Source organism: Bacillus xiamenensis, assembly GCF_001857925.1.
Lineage (GTDB): Bacteria > Bacillota > Bacilli > Bacillales > Bacillaceae > Bacillus > Bacillus xiamenensis.
In genome coordinates this window covers 1,624,753-1,649,248 of record NZ_CP017786.1, presented here as the reverse complement: position 1 = coordinate 1,649,248, position 24,496 = coordinate 1,624,753, and the positions used below count along the sequence as shown (strand labels likewise).

The 24,496-nt window shown below is 42.2% G+C and carries 15 protein-coding genes, 2 tRNA genes, 3 rRNA genes and 1 pseudogene; 15 read left to right on the top strand and 6 right to left on the bottom strand.

Annotated features, from left to right (window positions below):
* Nucleotides 1–9 precede the first annotated feature (9 nt).
* From mnmE to rpmH, 5 genes are all read right to left on the bottom strand, one after another.
* A complete protein-coding gene (gene mnmE / locus BK049_RS08320; RefSeq protein WP_008360900.1) occupies nt 10–1,389 on the bottom strand; it encodes a tRNA uridine-5-carboxymethylaminomethyl(34) synthesis GTPase MnmE in 1,380 nt (459 codons plus the stop codon).
* A gap of 402 nt (nt 1,390–1,791) precedes the next feature.
* Nucleotides 1,792–2,415 (bottom strand): RNA-binding cell elongation regulator Jag/EloR, encoded by a 624-nt coding sequence (gene jag / locus BK049_RS08315; protein ID WP_008360902.1) that lies wholly within the window; start codon nt 2,413–2,415, stop codon nt 1,792–1,794.
* Complete coding sequence (spoIIIJ, locus tag BK049_RS08310) at nt 2,412–3,194, bottom strand: YidC family membrane integrase SpoIIIJ (RefSeq protein ID WP_145939430.1); 783 nt, start codon at nt 3,192–3,194, stop codon at nt 2,412–2,414. Before spoIIIJ ends, jag begins: the two co-directional genes overlap by 4 nt.
* Before the next feature lie 158 nt (nt 3,195–3,352).
* The gene (gene rnpA, locus BK049_RS08305) at nt 3,353–3,712 is read right to left on the bottom strand and encodes a ribonuclease P protein component (RefSeq protein WP_008360906.1); all 360 of its coding nucleotides are present in this window, start codon (nt 3,710–3,712) and stop codon (nt 3,353–3,355) included.
* Between the two features lie 78 nt (nt 3,713–3,790).
* Nucleotides 3,791–3,925: a 50S ribosomal protein L34 gene (gene rpmH, locus BK049_RS08300; protein WP_008360908.1), complete on the bottom strand. Its 135-nt coding sequence runs from the start codon at nt 3,923–3,925 to the stop codon at nt 3,791–3,793.
* A gap of 620 nt (nt 3,926–4,545) precedes the next feature.
* Between rpmH and dnaA the strand changes: the two genes are divergently transcribed.
* The 12 genes from dnaA to rrf all read left to right on the top strand — a co-directional run bounded on the left by dnaA (nt 4,546) and on the right by rrf (nt 19,110).
* Nucleotides 4,546–5,886 carry a chromosomal replication initiator protein DnaA gene (gene dnaA, locus BK049_RS08295; RefSeq protein ID WP_008360911.1) on the top strand — a complete coding sequence of 447 codons (1,341 nt, stop codon included), beginning with the start codon at nt 4,546–4,548 and terminating at the stop codon, nt 5,884–5,886.
* 196 nt (nt 5,887–6,082) lie between these two features.
* A complete protein-coding gene (gene dnaN, locus BK049_RS08290) occupies nt 6,083–7,219 on the top strand; it encodes a DNA polymerase III subunit beta (RefSeq protein WP_008360914.1) in 1,137 nt (378 codons plus the stop codon).
* A gap of 150 nt (nt 7,220–7,369) precedes the next feature.
* The gene (gene yaaA / locus BK049_RS08285; protein WP_008360916.1) at nt 7,370–7,585 is read left to right on the top strand and encodes a S4 domain-containing protein YaaA; all 216 of its coding nucleotides are present in this window, start codon (nt 7,370–7,372) and stop codon (nt 7,583–7,585) included.
* 16 nt (nt 7,586–7,601) lie between these two features.
* Nucleotides 7,602–8,714: a DNA replication/repair protein RecF gene (gene recF, locus BK049_RS08280; RefSeq protein ID WP_071168273.1), complete on the top strand. Its 1,113-nt coding sequence runs from the start codon at nt 7,602–7,604 to the stop codon at nt 8,712–8,714.
* Nucleotides 8,715–8,731: 17 nt separating this feature from the next.
* On the top strand, nt 8,732–8,977 hold the full coding sequence (gene remB / locus BK049_RS08275; RefSeq protein ID WP_008360920.1) for an extracellular matrix regulator RemB: 246 nt from the start codon (nt 8,732–8,734) through the stop codon (nt 8,975–8,977).
* Between the two features lie 57 nt (nt 8,978–9,034).
* A complete protein-coding gene (gene gyrB / locus BK049_RS08270) occupies nt 9,035–10,951 on the top strand; it encodes a DNA topoisomerase (ATP-hydrolyzing) subunit B (protein WP_071168272.1) in 1,917 nt (638 codons plus the stop codon).
* Between the two features lie 232 nt (nt 10,952–11,183).
* Nucleotides 11,184–13,688, top strand: a complete 2,505-nt coding sequence (gene gyrA / locus BK049_RS08265) for a DNA gyrase subunit A (protein ID WP_071168271.1) — start codon at nt 11,184–11,186, stop codon at nt 13,686–13,688.
* 407 nt (nt 13,689–14,095) lie between these two features.
* A 16S ribosomal RNA gene (locus BK049_RS08260) occupies nt 14,096–15,644 on the top strand.
* Nucleotides 15,645–15,739: 95 nt separating this feature from the next.
* Nucleotides 15,740–15,816: transfer RNA gene (locus tag BK049_RS08255), tRNA-Ile, on the top strand.
* A gap of 13 nt (nt 15,817–15,829) precedes the next feature.
* Nucleotides 15,830–15,905 (top strand) — tRNA-Ala (locus BK049_RS08250).
* A gap of 98 nt (nt 15,906–16,003) precedes the next feature.
* A 23S ribosomal RNA gene (locus BK049_RS08245) occupies nt 16,004–18,934 on the top strand.
* Nucleotides 18,935–18,994: 60 nt separating this feature from the next.
* Nucleotides 18,995–19,110, top strand: a 5S ribosomal RNA gene (gene rrf, locus BK049_RS08240).
* The 16S, 23S and 5S rRNA genes sit together here with 2 tRNA genes alongside, the layout of an rRNA operon.
* Nucleotides 19,111–19,121: 11 nt before the next feature.
* Here the strand turns inward: rrf and BK049_RS08235 are convergent.
* Nucleotides 19,122–20,090, bottom strand: coding sequence for a YaaC family protein (locus tag BK049_RS08235; RefSeq protein ID WP_071168270.1), 969 nt, complete (start codon nt 20,088–20,090; stop codon nt 19,122–19,124).
* Nucleotides 20,091–20,211: 121 nt separating this feature from the next.
* On the opposite strand from BK049_RS08235, the gene guaB reads away from it, so the two are divergent.
* From guaB to BK049_RS08215, 3 genes and pseudogenes are all read left to right on the top strand, one after another.
* Nucleotides 20,212–21,678 (top strand): IMP dehydrogenase, encoded by a 1,467-nt coding sequence (gene guaB, locus BK049_RS08230; protein ID WP_008362147.1) that lies wholly within the window; start codon nt 20,212–20,214, stop codon nt 21,676–21,678.
* A 160-nt stretch (nt 21,679–21,838) separates the two neighbouring features.
* Nucleotides 21,839–23,164, top strand: a complete 1,326-nt coding sequence (locus BK049_RS08225; protein WP_071168269.1) for a D-alanyl-D-alanine carboxypeptidase family protein — start codon at nt 21,839–21,841, stop codon at nt 23,162–23,164.
* Between the two features lie 106 nt (nt 23,165–23,270).
* Nucleotides 23,271–24,432: pseudogene (locus BK049_RS08215) on the top strand (IS3 family transposase).
* Nucleotides 24,433–24,496: the final 64 nt, after the last annotated feature.

Sequence of the window (24,496 nt, the reverse complement as noted above, 5' to 3'; positions counted from 1 at the left end):
TTCCTCCCTTTACTTTCCTAAACAGAATTGAGAGAATAACTGATCAATTAAGCTTTCATGAACAGCATCCCCAATAATTTCACCTAGCTGCTCCCAGCAGCGCGTTAAATCTATTTGAACAATGTCGATCGGTACGTCCATTTCAATTCCTTCAAGAGCGTCCTCAATGGATTGTTTTGCTGCCTGAAGGAGCGCAATATGCCTCGTATTGCTCACATACGTTAAATCTCCACTTTCAATTGAACCTGTGAAGAATAATGATTGAATCGCCATTTCGAGCTCATCAATCCCTTTTTCTTGTAATAACGATGTCGTCACGACTGGACGATCCTTTGCTAACTGCTTGACCTTTTCTACATCGAGTTTAGGCTCAAGATCTGTCTTATTTATAATCACAATGACATCCATACCTGAGACAGCCTCAAAAAGCTTAATATCTTCTTCAGATAATTCCTCACTATAATTGAGCACAAGTAAAATCAGGTCAGCTTCTTTTAAGACCTGTCTTGATCGTTCAACTCCTATACGCTCAACTATGTCCTCAGTCTCACGTATACCCGCAGTATCTACTAGACGGAGAGGTACACCTCTTACATTCACATATTCCTCGATGACATCTCTCGTTGTTCCAGGAATATCCGTCACAATCGCCTTTGTTTCCTGTACAAGACTATTCAACAAGGATGACTTCCCAACATTCGGCCTTCCGATAATAACAGTGGATAAGCCCTCACGTAGAATTTTCCCTTGCTGCGAAGTCATTAGCAGCGATTCAATTTCCTTTTTCACAGATGTTGCCTTTTCAACTAAGACTCGATGTGTCATTTCTTCGACGTCGTCATACTCTGGATAGTCAATATTCACTTCAACATGGGCAAGTGTCTCCAATATCTCACCACGGAGTCGTTTAATCAAACCGGAGAGACGTCCCTCCATTTGAGTAATCGCTACATTCATCGCACGGTCTGTCTTTGCACGAATCAAGTCCATTACTGCCTCTGCTTGTGAAAGGTCGATCCTCCCATTTAAGAAAGCACGTTTTGTAAACTCACCTGGCTCCGCTAACCTTGCTCCTTCTCTTAAAGCAAGCTGCAATACTTTATTGACCGTCACAATTCCGCCATGGCAGTTAATCTCAATAACGTCTTCTCTCGTAAATGTTTTTGGCGCTCTTAAAACAGACACCATGACCTCTTCTATCACTTGCTCAGTACTCGAATCCACAATATGACCATAATGAATGGTATGAGAATCCACCGATACAAGTTTTTTCTCCTTAGGCCCCTTATACATACGATCAGCAATCTGTACCGCATCAGGCCCGCTTAAACGAATAATTGCAATTGCCCCTTCACCCATTGGCGTAGAAATTGCTGCAATTGTATCCACCGAACGTTCACCTCTTTCTCTGCTTAATAGACAGTCTTTTATCTATTAAATGGACGTTGTCCATCTCTATATCAAAAACGCTTAATCCAAAATTTAAAGATACCACAAATGAATGCGAAGCGAAAGTGCCCCACATCTAATTATCCACAGCTTTGCACCCTGTCTATTTTAACACTTAACTTATCCACATGTGAATAACGACGTTCTAAACTTGTCTTCACATCTTACACCTAAATCCAATAAATTAAAACGTCTTGATCCCGTTACTAGCTGCGGAAAATAACATTTTCCACGCAATTCATACACTAATTTTTTAGAAATTGAGGATGAATCTTCTATAGAAAGAGTATTTTTCAATAAAAAAAGACTAAAATCCAGCTTTGCTGAATCTTAGCCTTTCTGCTATTTTTTATACATCACAACAACATGACGTTTGCTGCCTGTATCTTCAGATGCCGTAGCGAGTTCTTTAGAAAATGCGGCAATCGTATCATGAACGACTTTTCGTTCATTTGAAGGCATAGGCTCTAAATGAACCTTTCTCTTCGTTTTCAAAACACGGTTTGCCGTCTTGATGGCATATTGTTCGAGTGCTTCTTGACGTTTCTTCCGATAATCTCCAATATCAATCGTAATATGATGATACTGATCGGAATAACGATTAAACACTAACTGTACCAATGTTTCTAAAGAGTACAACGTTTGTCCTCTTTTCCCAATCATTAATGACGTTTTGTCTCCATCAATGTGGAAAGAAATCTTTTTCGATTCTTTTTTCGACACAATTTTTGCTTTAGGATCAATTGATTTAACAATTCTATCCAAATACTGTGTGGCTAATTTTAGAGCATCTTTCTTTTCTACCAATTTGACAACAGCTTGTCTTTTACCGAATAATCCTAAAAAGCCTTTGTTACCTTCATCTACTATTGTGATATCTACTTCTTCTTGTAGTAGCTGAATTTGTTTAAGTCCGGAATCTACTGCTTCTTCGATTGTGCGACCGACAGCAGTTATTTCCTTCATTTTTTATTCCCGCCGGCTTTTTCTTTTGTATCAACTTGTACTTGAGGTGTTCGAATGACCAATGTTTGAATGATCATGAAAATGTTACCTACAACCCAGTACAGTGAAAGTGCAGCCGGGAAACTGATGGCAAATACAACGATCATGATCGGCATAACCCAAAGCATAATCGCCATTTGAGGGTTGTCCGAAGGGTTTCCAGCCATCATCAGCTTCTGCTGAACAAAAGTAGCTACACCCGCAATAATCGGTAATAGGAATAATGGATCTGGACTACCTAAGTCAAACCATAAGAAAGTATGTTTTTTGATTTCAGCTGTTCTCATGATCGCATGATAAAAACCAATGAGGATTGGCATTTGAATCAAAATTGGGAAACACCCTGCTAATGGGTTTACACCATTCTTTTGGAAAAGAGCCATTGTTTCCTGTTGGAGCTGCTGCTGCGTTTTTTGATCTTTTGAGCTATATTTTTCACGAAGCTTCTTCAATTCTGGCTGCAGTGCTTGCATTGCTTTTGTACTTCTTAACTGTTTAATCATTAATGGTAAAATGAGCAAACGGATCAAAATGGTCACGATAATAATCGCTACACCATAGTTTTCACCAGTCAAGTTTGCCATGTACGTAATTAATTGAGATAGCGGGTAAACAATATAAGAATTCCAGAATCCCTTACTATCTGATGTAATTGGTTCATTGATTTGTGTACATCCTGCCAATAGAACCAACACACCAATCAAGCTAAATATTAGTAATAATCGCCTTTTCAACAAGATTCCTCCCATTACTTCAAACTTTATTTAAGTTGGAATTGATTACGAAAGTGACTCACCTAATCAGTATGGTAACATTTTTTCATTACAAAGTGGTGGTTTCATTTTAATTCACTAGATGAAGGAAGCGCTTTTAAAAATTGATTCAACGAAAGTTTCTATTACGAAGACTTTTTCGGTTGTTGTTGATAAACAGCGGATTTTCTAAATAAATGCTGGAGAGACTTCTTAGTTTCCTCAAAGGTCAATTCGCTTGCTGGTTTTCGTGCAATGACTATGTAGTCTTTTTCTTGCTTTAACTTATGACCTTCCTCTAAAAACACTTGGCGGATCAGTCGTTTAATTCGATTTCGTATCACTGCATTACCTATCTTCTTACTGACAGACAATCCTAAACGCAGCTCATCTTGATTTGGTTGATCCAGCTGATAAATAACGAATTGGCGGTTCGCCATTGATTGACCTTTTTTGAACACTTTTTGAAACTCTTCATTTTTTTTTAGCCTGTTTCGCTTCTTCATGTTTTCTTCCACTCCGATAAAAACTGACAGTTCATTTACGATTTTATGTAAAAAAGACCACTGACATTATTCAGTGGCCTAAGCTGATAATTTTTTTCTACCTTTGCTGCGGCGTCGCTTTAAAACTAGACGTCCGTTTTTAGAACTCATACGGCTGCGGAAGCCATGAACTTTACTACGCTTACGGTTATTTGGTTGAAACGTTCTTTTCATTTATGACACCTCCCTGAGGAATAGCTGTTTAAGACAGTCTAACTCATTATATTTGTGTAACCCATCGATTGTCAATATCAATGATAAAACTCTTATTATCAACCTTATTAGCATAACACAAGTTATCAAGCGAAGAAACCTTCTTTTTCAGTTTCCAGCATTTTATTCTTTTTTTCCTCCTAAAAGACCTTCACAACAAGGGTGTGGATATTTTTCTAGCATATTTAGACTATCCACACTCATTATCGACATTTTTTTCACACAAATCACCTATGTGGATAATTATTTTTCAACAGGATGTAAAGTATGTGGATAAGTTTGCAACACCCATTGCACCATCTTGTTTATTTTGATATTATATTTGTGTTTTAACTCTTAATTACTTATCTGACCTATTTATATTATCCACAATTTGTGGATAACCTGTGGAAAGTTATTACACAGCTTGTTGAATTGTTTATCCACAACTTGTGTAATTTGTCGAAAAGACGTTTTTCTACTATATTAATTGTTTTCAACAAAATATGTGCACGAATGGTCTTGACCATTTTCTCTTTTTCGTGTTCTATAACAGTTTGATACTGGTCATTTTAAAAAGAAAAGGAGGGGGGAGAAGCCTTATGGAAAATATTTTGGATCTGTGGAATAAAGCACTTCAAAAAATTGAGACAAAATTGAGCAAACCTAGTTTTGAAACATGGATGAAGTCGACAAAAGCACATTCTCTTCAAGGAGATACGCTGACTATCACTGCACCTAATGAATTTGCTAGAGACTGGCTGGAGTCAAGATATCTTCACTTAATTGCAGATACCATCTATGAACTGACAGGCGAAGAGCTCAGCATCAAATTCATTATTCCTCAAAATCAGGACGAAGAGGAAGCAATGCCAAAGTCTCCAATCAAAAAAATGTCGAAAGAAGAACCTGTTGAAATTCCACAAAATATGCTGAATCCAAAATATACATTTGACACTTTTGTTATTGGTTCAGGTAACCGTTTTGCTCATGCCGCTTCACTTGCAGTCGCAGAAGCACCAGCAAAAGCATATAATCCGCTCTTTATTTATGGGGGCGTTGGTTTAGGAAAGACTCACTTGATGCATGCAATTGGTCATTACGTCATAGACCATAATCCATCAGCAAAAGTGGTCTATCTATCATCTGAAAAATTTACAAATGAATTTATCAACTCAATCCGAGACAACAAAGCAGTCGACTTTCGTAATCGCTATCGGAATGTAGATGTGCTTTTGATAGATGATATTCAATTTTTAGCAGGAAAAGAACAAACACAAGAAGAGTTTTTCCATACATTCAACACACTTCACGAAGAAAGTAAGCAAATCGTCATTTCTAGTGACCGGCCGCCAAAAGAAATTCCGACACTTGAAGACAGATTACGCTCTCGATTCGAATGGGGCTTAATTACAGACATTACCCCGCCAGATTTAGAAACACGTATCGCGATCTTGCGAAAAAAGGCAAAGGCAGAAGGTTTAGACATTCCGAATGAAGTCATGCTTTATATTGCCAATCAAATCGACAGCAATATCCGTGAGCTGGAGGGTGCTTTGATTCGTGTCGTTGCTTACTCTTCTTTAATTAATAAAGACATTAATGCTGATCTAGCAGCTGAAGCTCTAAAAGATATCATTCCTTCATCGAAACCAAGGGTTATTACGATTAAAGATATTCAAAGAATTGTAGGACAGCAATTTAATATTAGATTAGAGGATTTCAAAGCGAAGAAACGTACGAAATCAGTTGCTTATCCAAGACAAATTGCCATGTACCTCTCTAGAGAAATGACCGATTCCTCTCTACCTAAAATTGGAGAAGAATTTGGCGGACGAGATCATACGACTGTCATTCATGCTCACGAGAAAATTTCGAAATTAATCGTTGAAGATGAACAGCTTCAGCAGCATGTGAAAGAGATCAAAGAACAATTAAAATAAATACGCTGATATTGTTAGTACGGGAAAATGTGAATAACTTCAGCATAGTCATACACAGTCTGTCCACATGTGGATAGGCTGTCTTTCCTTTCTTTTTACCGACTTATCCACATATTCACAAGCCCTACTATTACTTCTACTATTTTTATTAAATAAATATATATACATGTCACTAAGAAAAATTAGGAGGACCACTATGAAATTCACGATTCAAAAAGATCGTCTTGTTGAAAGTGTCCAAGATGTATTAAAGGCCGTATCCTCTAGAACGACGATTCCTATTTTGACGGGAATTAAAATTGTTGCATCTGATGAAGGGGTATCTTTAACAGGGAGCGACTCTGATATCTCAATTGAATCTTTTATTCCTCAAAGAGATGGAGATTTAGAAGTCATTACAATTGATCGACCAGGAAGTATTGTGCTGCAGGCCCGCTTCTTTAGCGAAATCGTTAAAAAGCTGCCAATGTCTACTGTCGAAATTGAGGTAGAACAAAATCATCTAACAATCATCCGCTCTGGTTCGGCAGAATTTAATTTAAATGGCTTAGATGCTGAAGAATATCCACATCTGCCACAAATTGAAGAGCATCATGCATTTCAGATTCCAACAGATTTGCTTAAAAACCTCATTCGCCAAACCGTTTTCGCAGTGTCCACCTCAGAAACACGACCTATCTTGACAGGTGTAAACTGGAAGGTCGAAAAGGGTGAATTAATATGCACTGCAACGGATAGCCATCGTCTCGCTTTAAGAAAAGCGAAATTAGATATTAACGAGGATAGCTCGTATAATGTGGTCATTCCAGGGAAAAGTTTAACAGAACTCAGTAAAATTCTTGATGATGTACAAGACCTTGTGAGCATCGTCATTACAGAGACACAAGTTCTCTTTAAAGCACAGAACGTACTGTTCTTCTCAAGGTTGCTGGATGGGAACTATCCAGATACAGCTCGCCTGATCCCGCAAGAAAGTAAAACGGATGTAGTCGTGAATACGAAAGAGTTTCTTCAAGCCATTGATCGCGCCTCGCTTTTAGCAAGAGAGGGACGTAATAACGTCGTGAAGCTGTCTGCTGATCCTGCGCAAAGTCTTGAAATTTCTTCTAATTCGCCGGAAATCGGTAAAGTGGTTGAAACTGTTGAAGCCGATGAAATTAAGGGGGAAGACCTAAAAATTTCCTTCAGTCCGAAATATATGCTTGATGCTTTAAAAGTATTAGAGGGAACAGATATTCATGTAAGCTTCACTGGCGCAATGAGACCATTTCTTTTGCGCACACCGAATGATGATTCTATCTTGCAATTAATTCTTCCGGTGAGAACATATTAAATCAATCTAAAATGGCTGCTGTGTGAGTGCACAGCAGCTTTTCTTCTCGTTTCCCATGCTTTCTTTCATCACAGTTCGCTTTCCCCCTTTCCTTCTTGTCTTGTTTTTTAGTACAATTAGATATTAGTGATATTGAAAGAGGTCGATACAATGCCTAATCTTATAACCATTGAAACAGAAATGATTACATTAGGGCAGTTTTTGAAATTAGCTGAAGTCATTCAATCTGGCGGGATGGCGAAGTGGTTTTTGAGTGAACATGAGGTGTTCATTAATCAAGAGCCAGATAATAGACGGGGGCGCAAATTATACCCAGGAGATGTTGTCGAGATAGAAGGTTATGGCACATTTCAAGTTGTGAATTAGAAACGGGTGACAATACATGTACATTCAAAGTCTGGCGTTAACTTCATACCGAAACTATGAACACACCGAGCTTCAATTCGACAATAAGGTGAATGTCATGATCGGTGAGAACGCCCAAGGTAAAACGAACCTGATGGAAGCAATCTATGTATTGTCGATGGCAAAGTCTCATCGTACGTCAAATGATAAAGAACTTATCCGATGGGACGAAGACTATGCTAAAATAGAAGGTAGAGTCATCAAAAAAAACGGTCCACTCCCCATGCAGCTTGTGATCTCAAAAAAAGGAAAAAAGGGAAAAGTCAATCATATTGAACAACAGAAACTCAGTCATTATGTTGGTGCTTTAAACACCATCATGTTTGCACCAGAGGATCTCAGTCTTGTGAAAGGCAGCCCGCAAATCCGCAGAAGGTTCCTCGACATGGAGATTGGACAAGTTTCTGCTGTCTACTTACATGATTTATCGCTCTATCAAAAAATCCTCTCTCAGCGAAATCATTACTTGAAACAATTGCAAACAAGAAAGCAAACAGATCAAGCGATGCTGGAGGTTTTAACAGAGCAATTGATTGATGCAGCAGCGAAGGTTGTCAAAAGACGACTTACTTTTACGAAACAACTTGAAAAATGGGCGCAGCCGTTGCATTTTGGGATTTCTAGAGAACTAGAAACACTCACGCTCCAATACCAGACGGCGATAGAGGTATCAGAAGCGTCAGACTTGTCGAAAATAAAGAATAGCTATGAAGAATCGTTTCGAAAATTAAGAGACAGAGAAATAGACCGAGGGGTGACGATGTGGGGACCTCACAGAGATGACCTTCTTTTCTTTGTGAATGGTCGTGATGTTCAGACATATGGCTCTCAAGGGCAGCAAAGAACAACAGCTCTTTCACTAAAGCTGGCAGAAATTGATCTGATCCATGAAGAAATCGGTGAATACCCAATTCTTCTACTCGATGATGTGTTATCTGAACTTGATGATTACAGACAGTCTCATTTGCTCCATACCATTCAGGGACGTGTACAGACCTTCGTCACCACAACAAGTGTTGAAGGCATTGATCACGCCACCCTGAAAGAAGCGGAAATTTTCAGAGTAGCCAGTGGAAAAGTAATTGACTGATAAATGAGGTGTGAGTCTTGTATATTCATTTAGGTGATGATTGTGTTGTTTCTACACGAGAGATTGTCGCAATTGTTGATTACAAAATGAGGTCATCTTCTGTCGTAGAGGAATTTCTTCAAAAACAAGAGGAGCAAATCATTTCGTTATCACAAGGAACACCCAAATCCATCGTCGTCACAACTGAATCCGTGTATTACTCTCCTCTTTCCTCAAGCACGCTCAAAAAACGTGCTTCATTTGTGATTGAAATTGAAGTCTAAAAGCTCAATTCATATAAATATATCGTTTAAGAAAAGTGTAGGTGAATGTACGTGGCAATGGAACAGCAACATAATAGTTATGATGAAAATCAGATACAGGTGCTCGAAGGACTAGAAGCTGTTAGAAAACGTCCAGGAATGTACATTGGGTCAACCAATGCAAAAGGACTTCACCATCTTGTATGGGAAATTGTCGACAACAGTATTGATGAGGCATTAGCTGGGTATTGTACAGACATTACAGTGCAAATCGAAAAAGATAATAGCATTACAGTGAAAGATAACGGCCGCGGGATTCCTGTTGGGATTCATGAGAAAATGGGACGTCCTGCCGTAGAGGTCATTATGACTGTTCTTCACGCTGGCGGTAAGTTCGATGGCAGCGGTTATAAAGTATCTGGCGGTCTGCATGGTGTAGGGGCATCTGTTGTAAATGCGTTATCTACTACCTTAGACGTGACAGTATACCGTGATGGGAAAATTCATTATCAGCAATTCAAACGCGGCGTGCCAGTTGGAGATTTAAAGGTCATTGGCGACACAGACGTAACGGGGACAACCACTCATTTTGTGCCAGACCCAGAAATTTTCACTGAAACCACTGAATTTGATTACGATACACTGGCCAATCGTGTACGTGAGTTAGCTTTCTTAACAAAAGGCGTGAACATCGTTATTGAAGACTTACGTGAAGGCAAAGAACGTAGAAACGAATACTGCTACGAAGGCGGAATTAAGAGCTATGTAGAACATTTAAATCGCTCGAAAGAAGTCGTTCATGAAGAACCGGTTTACATCGAGGGTGAAAAAGACGGAATTACTGTTGAAGTTGCGCTGCAATACAACGATTCCTATACAAGCAATATCTATTCTTTTGCCAACAATATCAACACGTATGAAGGCGGAACACACGAAGCGGGCTTTAAAACGGGTCTGACACGTGTCATCAATGATTATGCTCGTAAAAATGGCGTATTCAAAGATGGAGACTCGAATTTGAGCGGTGAAGATGTGAGAGAAGGCTTAACTGCGATTATTTCGATCAAACATCCAGACCCTCAGTTCGAAGGACAAACGAAGACAAAGCTTGGGAACTCAGAAGCGAGAACCATTACAGACTCTCTTTTCTCTGAGGCATTAGAAAAATTTCTATTAGAAAATCCTGATGCCGCGAAGAAAATTGTGGAGAAAGGACTGATGGCAGCTCGTGCAAGAATGGCTGCCAAAAAGGCACGTGAGCTTACAAGACGTAAAAGTGCACTTGAAGTCTCCAGTTTGCCTGGAAAACTGGCAGACTGTTCTTCTAAAGATCCTTCCATCTCTGAGCTCTATATCGTAGAGGGAGATTCTGCGGGCGGGTCTGCTAAACAAGGTCGTGATCGCCACTTCCAAGCGATCTTACCGCTAAGAGGGAAGATCCTAAACGTTGAAAAAGCACGATTAGATAAAATTCTATCTAACAACGAGGTTCGTTCAATGATTACAGCGCTTGGGACTGGAATCGGAGAAGACTTCAATTTAGAGAAAGCACGCTATCACAAAATTGTGATCATGACAGATGCCGATGTTGATGGAGCGCATATCCGAACGCTGCTCTTAACATTCTTCTATCGTTACATGCGTGAAATCATTGAAAACGGTTATGTGTACATTGCGCAGCCGCCTTTATATAAAGTGCAGCAAGGAAAACGTGTTGAATACGTGTATAACGATAAACAGCTAGATGAGCTGTTAAAGACACTGCCTCAAACACCAAAGCCTGGACTTCAGCGCTATAAAGGTCTTGGAGAGATGAATGCTTCTCAGCTTTGGGAAACAACAATGGATCCTGACGCAAGAACACTTCTTCAAGTCACGCTTGAGGATGCAATCGATGCTGATGAGACATTTGAAATGCTAATGGGAGATAAAGTAGAGCCGAGACGAAACTTTATCGAAGAAAATGCACAATACGTGAAAAATCTTGATATTTAGATAGGTACCCCCTTAAGAACAACCTTATTTCTTGTTTGGAATAAGGTTGTTTTTCAAGAAACAGGGGCGTGAAACGAATGTCCTGGTTTTCCACGTTTCGCTGATTTTCTAGTAAATAAATGTGTATAAAGGCAAGATTATTGATATAATGGAGAATAGTCTTGAGAAGATAAATACATATTTTACTCCCACATAATTTATTTCATGTGATACGTAAAGGGAGGTTCTTATAGTGAGTGAACAACATACACCAAATGTACGTGAAGTGAATATTAGTCAAGAAATGCGTACGTCCTTTTTAGATTATGCAATGAGTGTTATTGTTTCGCGTGCATTACCAGATGTACGAGACGGATTGAAGCCCGTCCATCGAAGAATTTTGTATGCGATGAATGACCTAGGTATGACAAGTGATAAACCATTTAAGAAATCTGCACGTATCGTTGGGGAAGTTATTGGTAAGTACCACCCTCACGGTGATAGCGCTGTATACGAAGCAATGGTTCGGATGGCGCAAGATTTCAACTATCGGAATATGCTGGTTGAAGGTCACGGAAACTTTGGTTCAGTCGATGGAGACGGTGCAGCCGCGATGCGTTATACCGAGGCACGTCTTTCTAAAATCTCAATGGAGATCCTGCGTGATATCACAAAGGACACGATTGACTATCAAGATAACTACGATGGCAGTGAAAGAGAGCCAGTCGTCATGCCAGCTAGATTCCCGAACTTATTAGTCAACGGAGCAACAGGAATCGCTGTTGGGATGGCCACCAACATCCCGCCTCACCAACTAGGTGAAGTCATTGATGGGGTACTGGCAGTCAGTCAAAACCCAGAAATCACAACGCAAGAATTAATGGAGATTATCCCAGGCCCAGACTTCCCAACTGCGGGACAAATCATTGGTCGAAGCGGTATTCGTAAGGCTTATGAAACCGGGCGTGGCTCTATTACATTACGTGCAAAGTCAGACATCGAAGAAACATCTAGCGGTAAACAACGAATCGTCATCAATGAAATTCCTTATCAGGTCAATAAAGCTCGTTTGATCGAAAAAATTGCGGACCTTGTACGCGATAAAAAGATTGACGGCATTACAGATCTTCGTGATGAATCTGACCGTAATGGAATGCGTATTGTCATTGAACTTAGAAGAGATGCGAATGTTCATGTTCTATTAAACAATCTTTATAAACAAACAACACTTCAAACGTCATTCGGTATTAACTTGCTTGCACTTGTTGATGGACAGCCGAAAGTGTTGTCTCTCAAACAATGTCTTGAATATTATCTCGAACATCAGAAAGTGATCATTCGTCGAAGAACAGCGTATGAGCTGCGTAAAGCAGAAGCAAGAGCTCATATTTTAGAAGGCTTAAGAATCGCCCTTGATCACTTAGATGAGGTCATTGCTTTAATTAGAGGCTCTCAAACTGCTGAAATCGCGAGAAATGGTTTGATGGAAAACTATACCTTGTCTGAAAAACAAGCACAGGCTATTCTCGATATGCGACTCCAGCGTCTGACTGGTTTAGAGAGAGAGAAAATAGAAGATGAATACAAAGGACTTGTTGAATTGATTGCTGAATTGAAAGCCATTTTAGCAGATAATGAGAAAGTTCTTGAAATCATTAGAGAAGAATTAACAGAAATCAAAGAACGCTTCAATGATACACGTCGAACAGAAATTGTGACAGCGGGTATAGAAACAATCGAAGACGAGGACTTGATTCCTGTTGAAAATATTGTGATTACGCTGACTCATAATGGTTATATTAAACGCCTACCTGCATCAACATACCGCAGTCAAAAAAGAGGCGGTAAAGGTGTCCAAGGAATGGGAACCAACGAGGATGATTTCGTTGAACAGCTGATCTCAACATCTACGCACGATACGATTCTCTTCTTCTCTAATAAAGGGAAGGTCTATCGAGCGAAGGGATATGAGATTCCTGAATTCGGACGAACAGCCAAAGGAATTCCGATTATTAACCTTCTTGAAGTAGAAAAGGGAGAGTGGATTAACGCCATTATTCCGGTGAGCGAATTTGATGAAGATTCGTATCTCTTCTTTACAACAAGACACGGTGTATCAAAACGAACATCATTGTCTCAATTTGCAAACATCCGGAACAACGGTTTGATTGCACTGAGCCTGCGTGAAGAAGATGAGCTGATGGCCGTTCGTTTAACCAATGGTGAAAAACAAATCATCATCGGAACGAAAAAGGGCATGCTCATTCGTTTCGACGAGACAGATGTTCGTGAAATGGGACGTACGGCAGCTGGGGTTAAAGGGATCACACTTTCTGAAGACGACATCGTCGTTGGAATGGAAATCCTTGAGCCAGATGCAAACGTATTGATCGTAACTGAAAAAGGTTATGGTAAATTAACGCCTGAAAAAGAATATCGTGTTCAAAGCCGTGGCGGTAAAGGTCTTAAAACATGCAAGATCACTGACAACAACGGTCCGCTTGTTGCAGTGAAGGCGACCAACGCTGAAGCTGAAGAAGACTTAATGATCATTACAGGCAGCGGTGTCATCATCCGTATGGCCGTTTCAGATATCTCCACAACAGGCCGAGTCACTCAAGGTGTCCGCCTGATCCGTCTAGGTGATGATGAACATGTCGCTACAGTGGCATTAGTTGAACAATCACAAGAAGACGATGAAGAAAGCACTGAAGAAAACATAGAAAATGTAGAGTCAGATCAAGAGCAATCTGAGTAAAAATAAAGCCGGGTTTTCACCGGCTTTATTTTTTTGAAGAAACATGATTTTTTTTGAAATTTATAATGCTTTTTTCATAGATATGTGTTAATCTTTCAAAGGAGCAAAAAGAGGCTCTATTTTTTATCTCTTTCACAGCAAAACTTCTTAAAAAAAATAAAATGTTTTTCAAGAAAAACATTGACTGTTAATAGAGATATATGATATATTTAAGTGGTCGCTTTGAGAGAGTGACAAACAAGTTCTTTGAAAACTAAACAAGACAAAACGTACCTGTTAATTCGAGTTTTAATAAAAAAATCCTATGAAACATCATAGGTAGTCAGTCAAACTGACGAGGCAGGAAATGATCACATGCTAAGTTCGCTACATCGTGTAGCAACGCATGTGTGATATGCATCCTGCATACCTCGGAGAGTTTGATCCTGGCTCAGGACGAACGCTGGCGGCGTGCCTAATACATGCAAGTCGAGCGGACAGAAGGGAGCTTGCTCCCGGATGTTAGCGGCGGACGGGTGAGTAACACGTGGGTAACCTGCCTGTAAGACTGGGATAACTCCGGGAAACCGGAGCTAATACCGGATAGTTCCTTGAACCGCATGGTTCAAGGATGAAAGACGGTTTCGGCTGTCACTTACAGATGGACCCGCGGCGCATTAGCTAGTTGGTGAGGTAACGGCTCACCAAGGCGACGATGCGTAGCCGACCTGAGAGGGTGATCGGCCACACTGGGACTGAGACACGGCCCAGACTCCTACGGGAGGCAGCAGTAGGGAATCTTCCGCAATGGACGAAAGTCTGACGGAGCAACGCCGCGTGAGTGATGAAGGTTTTCGGATCGTAAAGCTCTGTTGTTAGGGAAGAACAAGTGCAAGAGTAACTGCTTGCACCATGACGGTACCTAACCAGAAAGCCACGGCTAACTACGTGCCAGCAGCCGCGGTAATACGTAGGTGGCAAGCGTTGTCCGGAATTATTGGGCGTAAAGGGCTCGCAGGCGGTTTCTTAAGTCTGATGTGAAAGCCCCCGGCTCAACCGGGGAGGGTCATTGGAAACTGGGAAACTTGAGTGCAGAAGAGGAGAGTGGAATTCCACGTGTAGCGGTGAAATGCGTAGAGATGTGGAGGAACACCAGTGGCGAAGGCGACTCTCTGGTCTGTAACTGACGCTGAGGAGCGAAAGCGTGGGGAGCGAACAGGATTAGATACCCTGGTAGTCCACGCCGTAAACGATGAGTGCTAAGTGTTAGGGGGTTTCCGCCCCTTAGTGCTGCAGCTAACGCATTAAGCACTCCGCCTGGGGAGTACGGTCGCAAGACTGAAACTCAAAGGAATTGACGGGGGCCCGCACAAGCGGTGGAGCATGTGGTTTAATTCGAAGCAACGCGAAGAACCTTACCAGGTCTTGACATCCTCTGACAACCCTAGAGATAGGGCTTTCCCTTCGGGGACAGAGTGACAGGTGGTGCATGGTTGTCGTCAGCTCGTGTCGTGAGATGTTGGGTTAAGTCCCGCAACGAGCGCAACCCTTGATCTTAGTTGCCAGCATTCAGTTGGGCACTCTAAGGTGACTGCCGGTGACAAACCGGAGGAAGGTGGGGATGACGTCAAATCATCATGCCCCTTATGACCTGGGCTACACACGTGCTACAATGGACAGAACAAAGGGCTGCGAGACCGCAAGGTTTAGCCAATCCCACAAATCTGTTCTCAGTTCGGATCGCAGTCTGCAACTCGACTGCGTGAAGCTGGAATCGCTAGTAATCGCGGATCAGCATGCCGCGGTGAATACGTTCCCGGGCCTTGTACACACCGCCCGTCACACCACGAGAGTTTGCAACACCCGAAGTCGGTGAGGTAACCTTTATGGAGCCAGCCGCCGAAGGTGGGGCAGATGATTGGGGTGAAGTCGTAACAAGGTAGCCGTATCGGAAGGTGCGGCTGGATCACCTCCTTTCTAAGGATATATGGAGCAGTGTGCGTTTTGGTCTTGTTTAGTTTTGAAGGAACTTGGAAAAGATCCTACAACATCATATCTTCGATATGAAAGATGGGCCTGTAGCTCAGCTGGTTAGAGCGCACGCCTGATAAGCGTGAGGTCGGTGGTTCGAGTCCACTCAGGCCCACCATCTTCTATAAATCGGGGCCTTAGCTCAGCTGGGAGAGCGCCTGCCTTGCACGCAGGAGGTCAGCGGTTCGATCCCGCTAGGCTCCACCAACGTGTTCTTTGAAAACTAGATAACAATAAGTAATACATTCACATTGAATGCAATGCAAAGTTCATCACACATAGTGATTCTTTCTAAAGTAAGAAATGGTTAAGTTAGAAAGGGCGCACGGTGGATGCCTTGGCACTAGGAGCCGATGAAGGACGGGACGAACACCGATATGCTTCGGGGAGCTGTAAGCAAGCTTTGATCCGGAGATTTCCGAATGGGGAAACCCACTGCTCGTAATGGAGTAGTATCCATACTTGAATACATAGAGTATGAGAAGGCATACCCGGGGAACTGAAACATCTAAGTACCCGGAGGAAGAGAAAGCAAATGCGATTCCCTGAGTAGCGGCGAGCGAAACGGGAACAGCCCAAACCAAGAGGCTTGCCTCTTGGGGTTGTAGGACACTCTATACGGAGTTACAAAGGAATGATATAAGCGAAGAGGTCTGGAAAGGCCCGCCAGAGAAGGTAACAGCCCTGTAACTGAAATGTCATTCTCTCCAGAGTGGATCCTGAGTACGGCGGAACACGTGAAATTCCGTCGGAATCCGGGAGGACCATCTCCCAAGGCTAAATACTCCCTAGTGACCGATAGTGAACCAGTACCGTGAGGGAAAGGTGAAAAGCACCCCGGAAGGGGAGTGAAATAGATCCTGAAACCGTGTGCCTACAAGTAGTCAGAGCCCGTTAACGGGTGATGGCGTGCCTTTTGTAGAATGAACCGGCGAGTTACGATCCCGTGCAAGGTTAAGCAGAAGATGCGGAGCCGCAGCGAAAGCGAGTCTGAATAGGGCGCATGAGTACGTGGTCGTAGACCCGAAACCAGGTGATCTACCCATGTCCAGGGTGAAGTTCAGGTAACACTGAATGGAGGCCCGAACCCACGCACGTTGAAAAGTGCGGGGATGAGGTGTGGGTAGGGGTGAAATGCCAATCGAACCTGGAGATAGCTGGTTCTCTCCGAAATAGCTTTAGGGCTAGCCTCAAGGTAAGAGTCTCGGAGGTAGAGCACTGATTGGACTAGGGGCCCCTACCGGGTTACCGAATTCAGTCAAACTCCGAATGCCGATGACTTATCCTTGGGAGTCAGACTGCGAGTGATAAGATCCGTAGTCGAAAGGGAAACAGCCCAGACCGCCAGCTAAGGTCCCAAAGTATACGTTAAGTGGAAAAGGATGTGGAGTTGCTTAGACAACCAGGATGTTGGCTTAGAAGCAGCCACCATTTAAAGAGTGCGTAATAGCTCACTGGTCGAGTGACTCTGCGCCGAAAATGTACCGGGGCTAAACGTATCACCGAAGCTGCGGACTGTTCTTACGAACAGTGGTAGGAGAGCGTTCTAAGGGCTGTGAAGCCAGACCGGAAGGACTGGTGGAGCGCTTAGAAGTGAGAATGCCGGTATGAGTAGCGAAAGACGGGTGAGAATCCCGTCCACCGAATGCCTAAGGTTTCCTGAGGAAGGCTCGTCCGCTCAGGGTTAGTCGGGACCTAAGCCGAGGCCGAAAGGCGTAGGCGATGGACAACAGGTTGATATTCCTGTACCACCTCCTCACCATTTGAGCAATGGGGGGACGCAGGAGGATAGGGTAAGCGCGGTAATGGATATCCGCGTCCAAGCAGTTAGGCTGGGAAATAGGCAAATCCGTTTCCCGTGAAGGCTGAGCTGTGATGGCGAGCGAAATATAGTAGCGAAGTTCTTGATTCCACACTGCCAAGAAAAGCCTCTAGCGAGGTGAGAGGTGCCCGTACCGCAAACCGACACAGGTAGGCGAGGAGAGAATCCTAAGGTGATCGAGAGAACTCTCGTTAAGGAACTCGGCAAAATGACCCCGTAACTTCGGGAGAAGGGGTGCTTCTTAGGGTGTTAAAGCCCCGAGAAGCCGCAGTGAATAGGCCCAGGCGACTGTTTAGCAAAAACACAGGTCTCTGCGAAGCCGTAAGGCGAAGTATAGGGGCTGACGCCTGCCCGGTGCTGGAAGGTTAAGAGGAGCGCTTAGCGTAAGCGAAGGTGCGAATTGAAGCCCCAGTAAACGGCGGCCGTAACTATAACGGTCCTAAGGTAGCGAAATTCCTTGTCGGGTAAGTTCCGACCCGCACGAAAGGCGCAACGATCTGGGCACTGTCTCAACGAGAGACTCGGTGAAATTATAGTACCTGTGAAGATGCAGGTTACCCGCGACAGGACGGAAAGACCCCGTGGAGCTTTACTGCAGCCTGATATTGAATGTTGGTACAGCTTGTACAGGATAGGTAGGAGCCTTGGAAACCGGAGCGCTAGCTTCGGTGGAGGCATCGGTGGGATACTACCCTGGCTGTATTGACCTTCTAACCCGCTGCCCTTATCGGGCAGGGAGACAGTGTCAGGTGGGCAGTTTGACTGGGGCGGTCGCCTCCTAAAATGTAACGGAGGCGCCCAAAGGTTCCCTCAGAATGGTTGGAAATCATTCGCAGAGTGTAAAGGCACAAGGGAGCTTGACTGCGAGACCTACAAGTCGAGCAGGGACGAAAGTCGGGCTTAGTGATCCGGTGGTTCCGCATGGAAGGGCCATCGCTCAACGGATAAAAGCTACCCCGGGGATAACAGGCTTATCTCCCCCAAGAGTCCACATCGACGGGGAGGTTTGGCACCTCGATGTCGGCTCATCGCATCCTGGGGCTGTAGTCGGTCCCAAGGGTTGGGCTGTTCGCCCATTAAAGCGGTACGCGAGCTGGGTTCAGAACGTCGTGAGACAGTTCGGTCCCTATCCGTCGCGGGCGCAGGAAATTTGAGAGGAGCTGTCCTTAGTACGAGAGGACCGGGATGGACGCACCGCTGGTGTACCAGTTGTTCTGCCAAGGGCATCGCTGGGTAGCTATGTGCGGACGGGATAAGTGCTGAAAGCATCTAAGCATGAAGCCCCCCTCAAGATGAGATTTCCCATTCCGCAAGGAAGTAAGATCCCTGAAAGATGATCAGGTTGATAGGTCTGAGGTGGAAGCGTGGTGACACGTGGAGCTGACAGATACTAATAGATCGAGGACTTAACCTATATTTAATGTGAAGCATGAACATTGTTATCTAGTTTTGAGAGAACATTCTCTCCATCAGGTTTGGTGGCGATAGCGAAGAGGTCACACCCGTTCCCATACCGAACACGGAAGTTAAGCTCTTCAGCGCCGATGGTAGTTGGGGGTTTCCCCCTGTGAGAGTAGGACGCCGCCAAGCTTTTCTAAGGATCAGTTCCATTTGGAACTGGTCTTTTTTGTGTTTTCTTCTAGCAGCATCATGATATAAGCTGGAAACTTGTCCTCTGCAATCTCCATATAGCGTTCAATCATGACGTAATCATCACTAATGTATTGAGATAAAAGCTCGTACCACCATTCTGTTTCGTAGCGGGCAATCATACTGAGGTTATACATTAACAAGTAATGGCTGATGATCTCAGGAATCCCTAAAAAGGCATCTCGTGTTGATGGGATAAACCACTGATTCATTTCTAAATCATAATGAAGATGAGTAGCAAGAGCAGGATTTTCTTCTGAAAATACGTCAAATGTCAGTTTCTTTGCTTCTCTCTGTTTAAGCTTCCAACTTGTATGAAACTCAAAATATTCAATAAAGCGTTCAGCCGACATGTTATAAAGCAATGGAATATGGTCTTGAATCAACATGCCATTTGCTTGTTCTACCTTCACTAATGTTGAGGGCTGCTTTTGGAACTCAAGAACATGACTCATTTCTGGTATTTTTGAAAGGAGATTGATCATCGTAAATCGCTCATCTTCAAGACCATTTAAATGAAATAAGTGCTTTAATACATGCATACATAATCCGTTTCGCTGAATCTTTACTTCATCCTCACTAAAACGATAATGTTGCTTCTTTCTTTTTCTTGAGGTTACACCGTGAGCTAAGACAGAGGTTTGAGATGGATAGTAGGGATCTACTGTCAGTAAACATGCCTTTAACAGCTGTGCCATTCCATAAAATAATAAAATCGGTTTTAGTTCGAGTGGAGCTATGGCAGCTTGTTCATAGAATGTATGACCATGTTTTAAAAAGTAAATAAATCGCTCACAGTTTTTATAGGCGTGTTGGTTTGCATCCTGAATGTTCCGTTTCTCGTATTGTTGAAATAGAAACTTCTGGGAAGTTTCGAGTGAGTAAAAACGTTTTAAATCCTTCCATCCTGAACTGTTCATCTTCTTCCTCAACTCTCTAATTATTTTCTAAAAATTGCAACTGTTTGTTGCTTCCTTGACATGCTGTTTCCTAGTTGATAATCTACATATAATATTTTGCCGAAAAGAGGGGGATTTACTAATGTGGGAAAGTAAATTTTCAAAAGAAGGTTTGACGTTTGACGATGTGTTGCTTGTTCCAGCAAAATCTGAGGTGCTTCCGCGCGACGTCAATTTATCAGTTGAGTTAACAAGCACTTTAAAGCTGAACATTCCGATTATTAGTGCGGGAATGGACACTGTGACCGAATCACAAATGGCGATTGCAATGGCACGTCAAGGTGGTCTTGGAATCATTCATAAAAACATGTCCATTGAGCAGCAAGCAGAACAAGTGGACAAAGTAAAACGCTCAGAGCGTGGCGTTATTACCAATCCATTTTTCTTAACACCAGATCATCAAGTATTCGACGCAGAACATTTAATGGGTAAATATCGTATTTCTGGTGTACCGATTGTCAATAACGAACAAGATCAAAAGCTTGTTGGGATTATTACGAACCGTGACCTTCGTTTTATTTCGGATTATTCAATGAAGATTAGCGACGTGATGACAAAAGAGGAACTTGTAACAGCTTCTGTTGGAACAACATTAGAAGAAGCTGAAAAAATCCTTCAGCAATATAAAATTGAAAAATTACCTCTTTTAGATGACGAAGGAACATTAAAAGGTCTCATCACCATCAAAGATATTGAAAAAGTGATTGAATTCCCTAACTCCTCTAAAGATGCACATGGCCGTTTAATTGTAGGTGCCGCTGTAGGTGTCACTGGCGATACAATGACTCGTGTGAAAAAATTAGTAGAAGCCAATGTTGATGTGATTGTCATTGATACAGCACACGGTCATTCTCAAGGTGTTCTAGACACTGTATCGAAAATCCGTGAAACGTATCCTTCTCTTAACATCATTGCTGGTAATGTTGCAACAGCTGAAGCAACAAAAGCATTGTTTGAAGCAGGAGCAGATATTGTGAAAGTTGGTATCGGACCAGGATCCATTTGTACAACACGTGTTGTTGCAGGTGTTGGTGTGCCACAAATCACAGCGATCTATGACTGTGCAACAGAAGCAAGAAAACATGGTAAAGCTATTATTGCAGATGGTGGAATTAAATATTCAGGTGATATCGTGAAAGCATTAGCCGCTGGTGGACATGCTGTTATGTTAGGAAGCCTTCTTGCTGGTACATCTGAAAGCCCAGGAGAAACAGAAATTTTCCAAGGTAGACGCTTCAAAGTTTATCGCGGTATGGGTTCTGTGGCTGCAATGGAAAAAGGCAGTAAAGATCGTTACTTCCAAGAAGATAATAAAAAATTCGTTCCAGAAGGTATCGAAGGCCGTACACCATACAAAGGACCAGTTGTTGATACTGTGTACCAACTTGTTGGCGGAATTCGTTCTGGTATGGGCTATTGTGGAACAAAGGACTTACGCTCACTTAGAGAAGAAGCTCAGTTCATTCGCATGACTGGTGCTGGTCTTCGTGAAAGCCATCCACATGATGTACAAATTACAAAAGAATCACCAAACTACACAATTTCTTGATAAATTGTGACAATCAAATTACATTTGACAGGGTCTATGACTCTGTCTATTTTTTTTGTCTTTATTGTGATAAAATTTATACTGTTGTGTTGAAATAAGCCCTTGTGGATTAAATATATATGAAAAACGTCGAAAAAAGATGAATACGGAGGTATGACGATTGAACAGCAAGATGTTGAAACAGCTTATGGTCTCTATCCTTGCACTGACATTGATTGTTACAGCGTTTACACCAATGTCCAAAGCAAAAGCGGCTGAAGATCCATTCAATGTGAATGCGAAAGCAGCCATCCTTATTGAAGCTTCTACAGGTAAAATTCTTTATAGTAAAAACGCAGAACAAAGACTGCCTATTGCAAGTATGGCAAAGATGATGACAGAGTATCTATTGCTAGAGGCTATTTCTGAAGGCAAAGTGAAATGGGATCAAACATATACGCCAGATGATTATGTGTACGAAATTTCTCAGGATCGCAGTTTATCAAATGTTCCTTTGAGAAAAGACGGCTCGTATACAGTGAAAGAACTTTATCAAGCAACGGCTATCTATTCAGCAAATGCCGCAGCAATTGGTTTAGCAGAGGTGATCGCTGGTTCAGAATCGAAGTTTGTTGAAAAAATGAACGCAAAAGCGAAAGAACTTGGTTTAACCAATTACAAATTCGTGAATGCAACTGGACTAGAAAATAAAGACTTGCATGGCAAACAGCCAAAGGGTACGGGTCCTAATGAAGAAAGTGAAGTATCTGCAAAGGATATGGCATTGCTTGCACAGCATCTCATCAAAGACCATCCAGAAATTCTTAAAACAGCAAGCATCGCAAAAACAAAGTTCAGAGAAGGCACAGATGATGAAATGGACATGCCAAACTGGAACTTCATGCTGAAAGGACTTGTGAAAGAATATGAAGGAGTAGACGGTTTGAAAACAGGCTCTACTGATTCAGCAGGTTCTAGCTTCACAGGTACAGCAAAACGCGGTGACATGCGCGTGATCGCAGTTATTCTGAATGCAAAAGGTAATCTTCATACAGCTCGTTTCGACGTGGCGAAAAAACTGTTCGACTATGCTTTTAAAAACTTTACGATGAAAGAAATGTACAAAAAAGGTCAACAGATCAAAGGACATGAAAACATCGAAGTCGATAAAGGGAAAGATAAAGAAGTGCCCGTTGTCACGAAAGAAGCTTTCTCTGTGCCAGTCAAAAATGGAGACGAGAAGAGCTATAAAGCAAAAGTGAATTTTGATCAAAAGAACTTAGAAGCTCCTATTAAAAAAGGAACGAAAGTTGGCATGCTGACGACTTCTTATTCTGGTGATGAGAAGGACTACGGCTATTTGAATAGAGACCAATCAGGTGTCGAGCTTGTGACGAAAACAGGCGATGAAAAAGCAAACTGGTTTATCCTTGCAATGCGCGGTGTAGGTGGATTTTTCGCCGGCATTTGGGGCGGAATCGTTGACACAGTAAAAGGTTGGTTCTAATAAAAAACTGCTCTCATGCATTAGACTAACCTAGTCAAATGGGACATAAAAAAACACCCTTCAAGTGGTACACTTAAACTAAGTGCTAATTTGGAGGGTATTTTTTATGAAAAAAAACAGATATTCAGCTGAAATAAAATGGGCGGTTGTAAAAGATAAATTAAGCGGACAGTTTACCAATCAACAAATTATGGATAAATATCATATAAAGAATGTATCTCAGATTAAAACATGGATGAAGTGGTATCGAGGAAATCAGCTACATCGATTCGATCAGCCAATTGGAAAACAATATAGCTTTGGGCATGGACCTGACAATGTATCCAAAGAGGAAAAAGTGAATAGGCAGATTGAACACCTTAAGATGGAGAATGACATTCTAAAAAAGTATTTGGAGATCGTAGAGGAGTTGAAAAGGGAGTAGCCTTGTGTTTGATCGAGGGATTACGGAAGAACTATACAGTAACGTCTGTCTTAAGTATTTTGCAGATCGCCAGATCGACCTATTATCGTTGGGTACCCGAAGGAATATGTAAAAAATCACAAGTGGAGAAGGCTGTTATTTCCTTATGCACCGAAACGTCGTTCCGGTACGGCCACCGTAAAATCCGAAAGCTGCTTCAGTGTCATATGATATCAAACGAAACCGAAATACTGTACAGCGCATCATGCAAAAATACCATCTTCAATGTCGTGTGAAGCGTAAAAGGAAATGGAAATCACAAGGGGAATCTGTCGTCATTGCCCCAAATATATTAAATCGAAACTTCACTGCAATACATCCGAATTTAAAATGGGTAACAGATATTACTTATATTCAGTATGGACCGAGAACGCTCTACCTCTCGACCATTATGGATTTGTACAACAACGAAGTTGTTGCCTATACCCTAGATGATCACCAACAGACATCACTCATATTGGACACATTGAGGGCAGCTTTAGAGAAAAGGAATTTGCCTAAAGGTGTACTTGTACATTCAGATCAAGGGAGTGTATACAGTTCGTATGCATATCAAAAGGAGCTGGGGGCAAGGAACCTCACAAGCAGTATGTCTAGGCGAGGTAACTGTTGGGATAACGCAGTGATTGAATCATTCCATTCTAGCTTAAAATCAGAGGAATTTATGTTTACTAAATTCAACTCTATATCAGAAAAAGATGTCAGGCAACGAGTCGACTGTTACATCAAATATGATAATGAAGAGCGTATCCAAGAAAAATTAGGCTACCACGCACCAAAAACATTTGGTAGCATGTCAGCCTAATAAGGGTGTTTTATTTGTGTCTCATTCTGCTATGTCAGTCTACATGGAGGGCAGTTTTTTTTAT

What these genes read in the sequence shown, in the direction of transcription:
- dnaN (WP_008360914.1), top strand. Translation starts at nt 6,083, where the DNA reads ATGAAATTCACGATTCAAAAAGATCGTCTTGTTGAAAGTGTCCAAGAT.
- yaaA (WP_008360916.1), top strand. Translation starts at nt 7,370, where the DNA reads ATGCCTAATCTTATAACCATTGAAACAGAAATGATTACATTAGGGCAG.
- recF (WP_071168273.1), top strand. Translation starts at nt 7,602, where the DNA reads ATGTACATTCAAAGTCTGGCGTTAACTTCATACCGAAACTATGAACAC.
- jag (WP_008360902.1), bottom strand. Translation starts at nt 2,415, where the DNA reads ATGAAGGAAATAACTGCTGTCGGTCGCACAATCGAAGAAGCAGTAGAT.
- BK049_RS08235 (WP_071168270.1), bottom strand. Translation starts at nt 20,090, where the DNA reads ATGAACAGTTCAGGATGGAAGGATTTAAAACGTTTTTACTCACTCGAA.
- gyrB (WP_071168272.1), top strand. Translation starts at nt 9,035, where the DNA reads ATGGAACAGCAACATAATAGTTATGATGAAAATCAGATACAGGTGCTC.
- guaB (WP_008362147.1), top strand. Translation starts at nt 20,212, where the DNA reads ATGTGGGAAAGTAAATTTTCAAAAGAAGGTTTGACGTTTGACGATGTG.
- rpmH (WP_008360908.1), bottom strand. Translation starts at nt 3,925, where the DNA reads ATGAAAAGAACGTTTCAACCAAATAACCGTAAGCGTAGTAAAGTTCAT.
- dnaA (WP_008360911.1), top strand. Translation starts at nt 4,546, where the DNA reads ATGGAAAATATTTTGGATCTGTGGAATAAAGCACTTCAAAAAATTGAG.
- rnpA (WP_008360906.1), bottom strand. Translation starts at nt 3,712, where the DNA reads ATGAAGAAGCGAAACAGGCTAAAAAAAAATGAAGAGTTTCAAAAAGTG.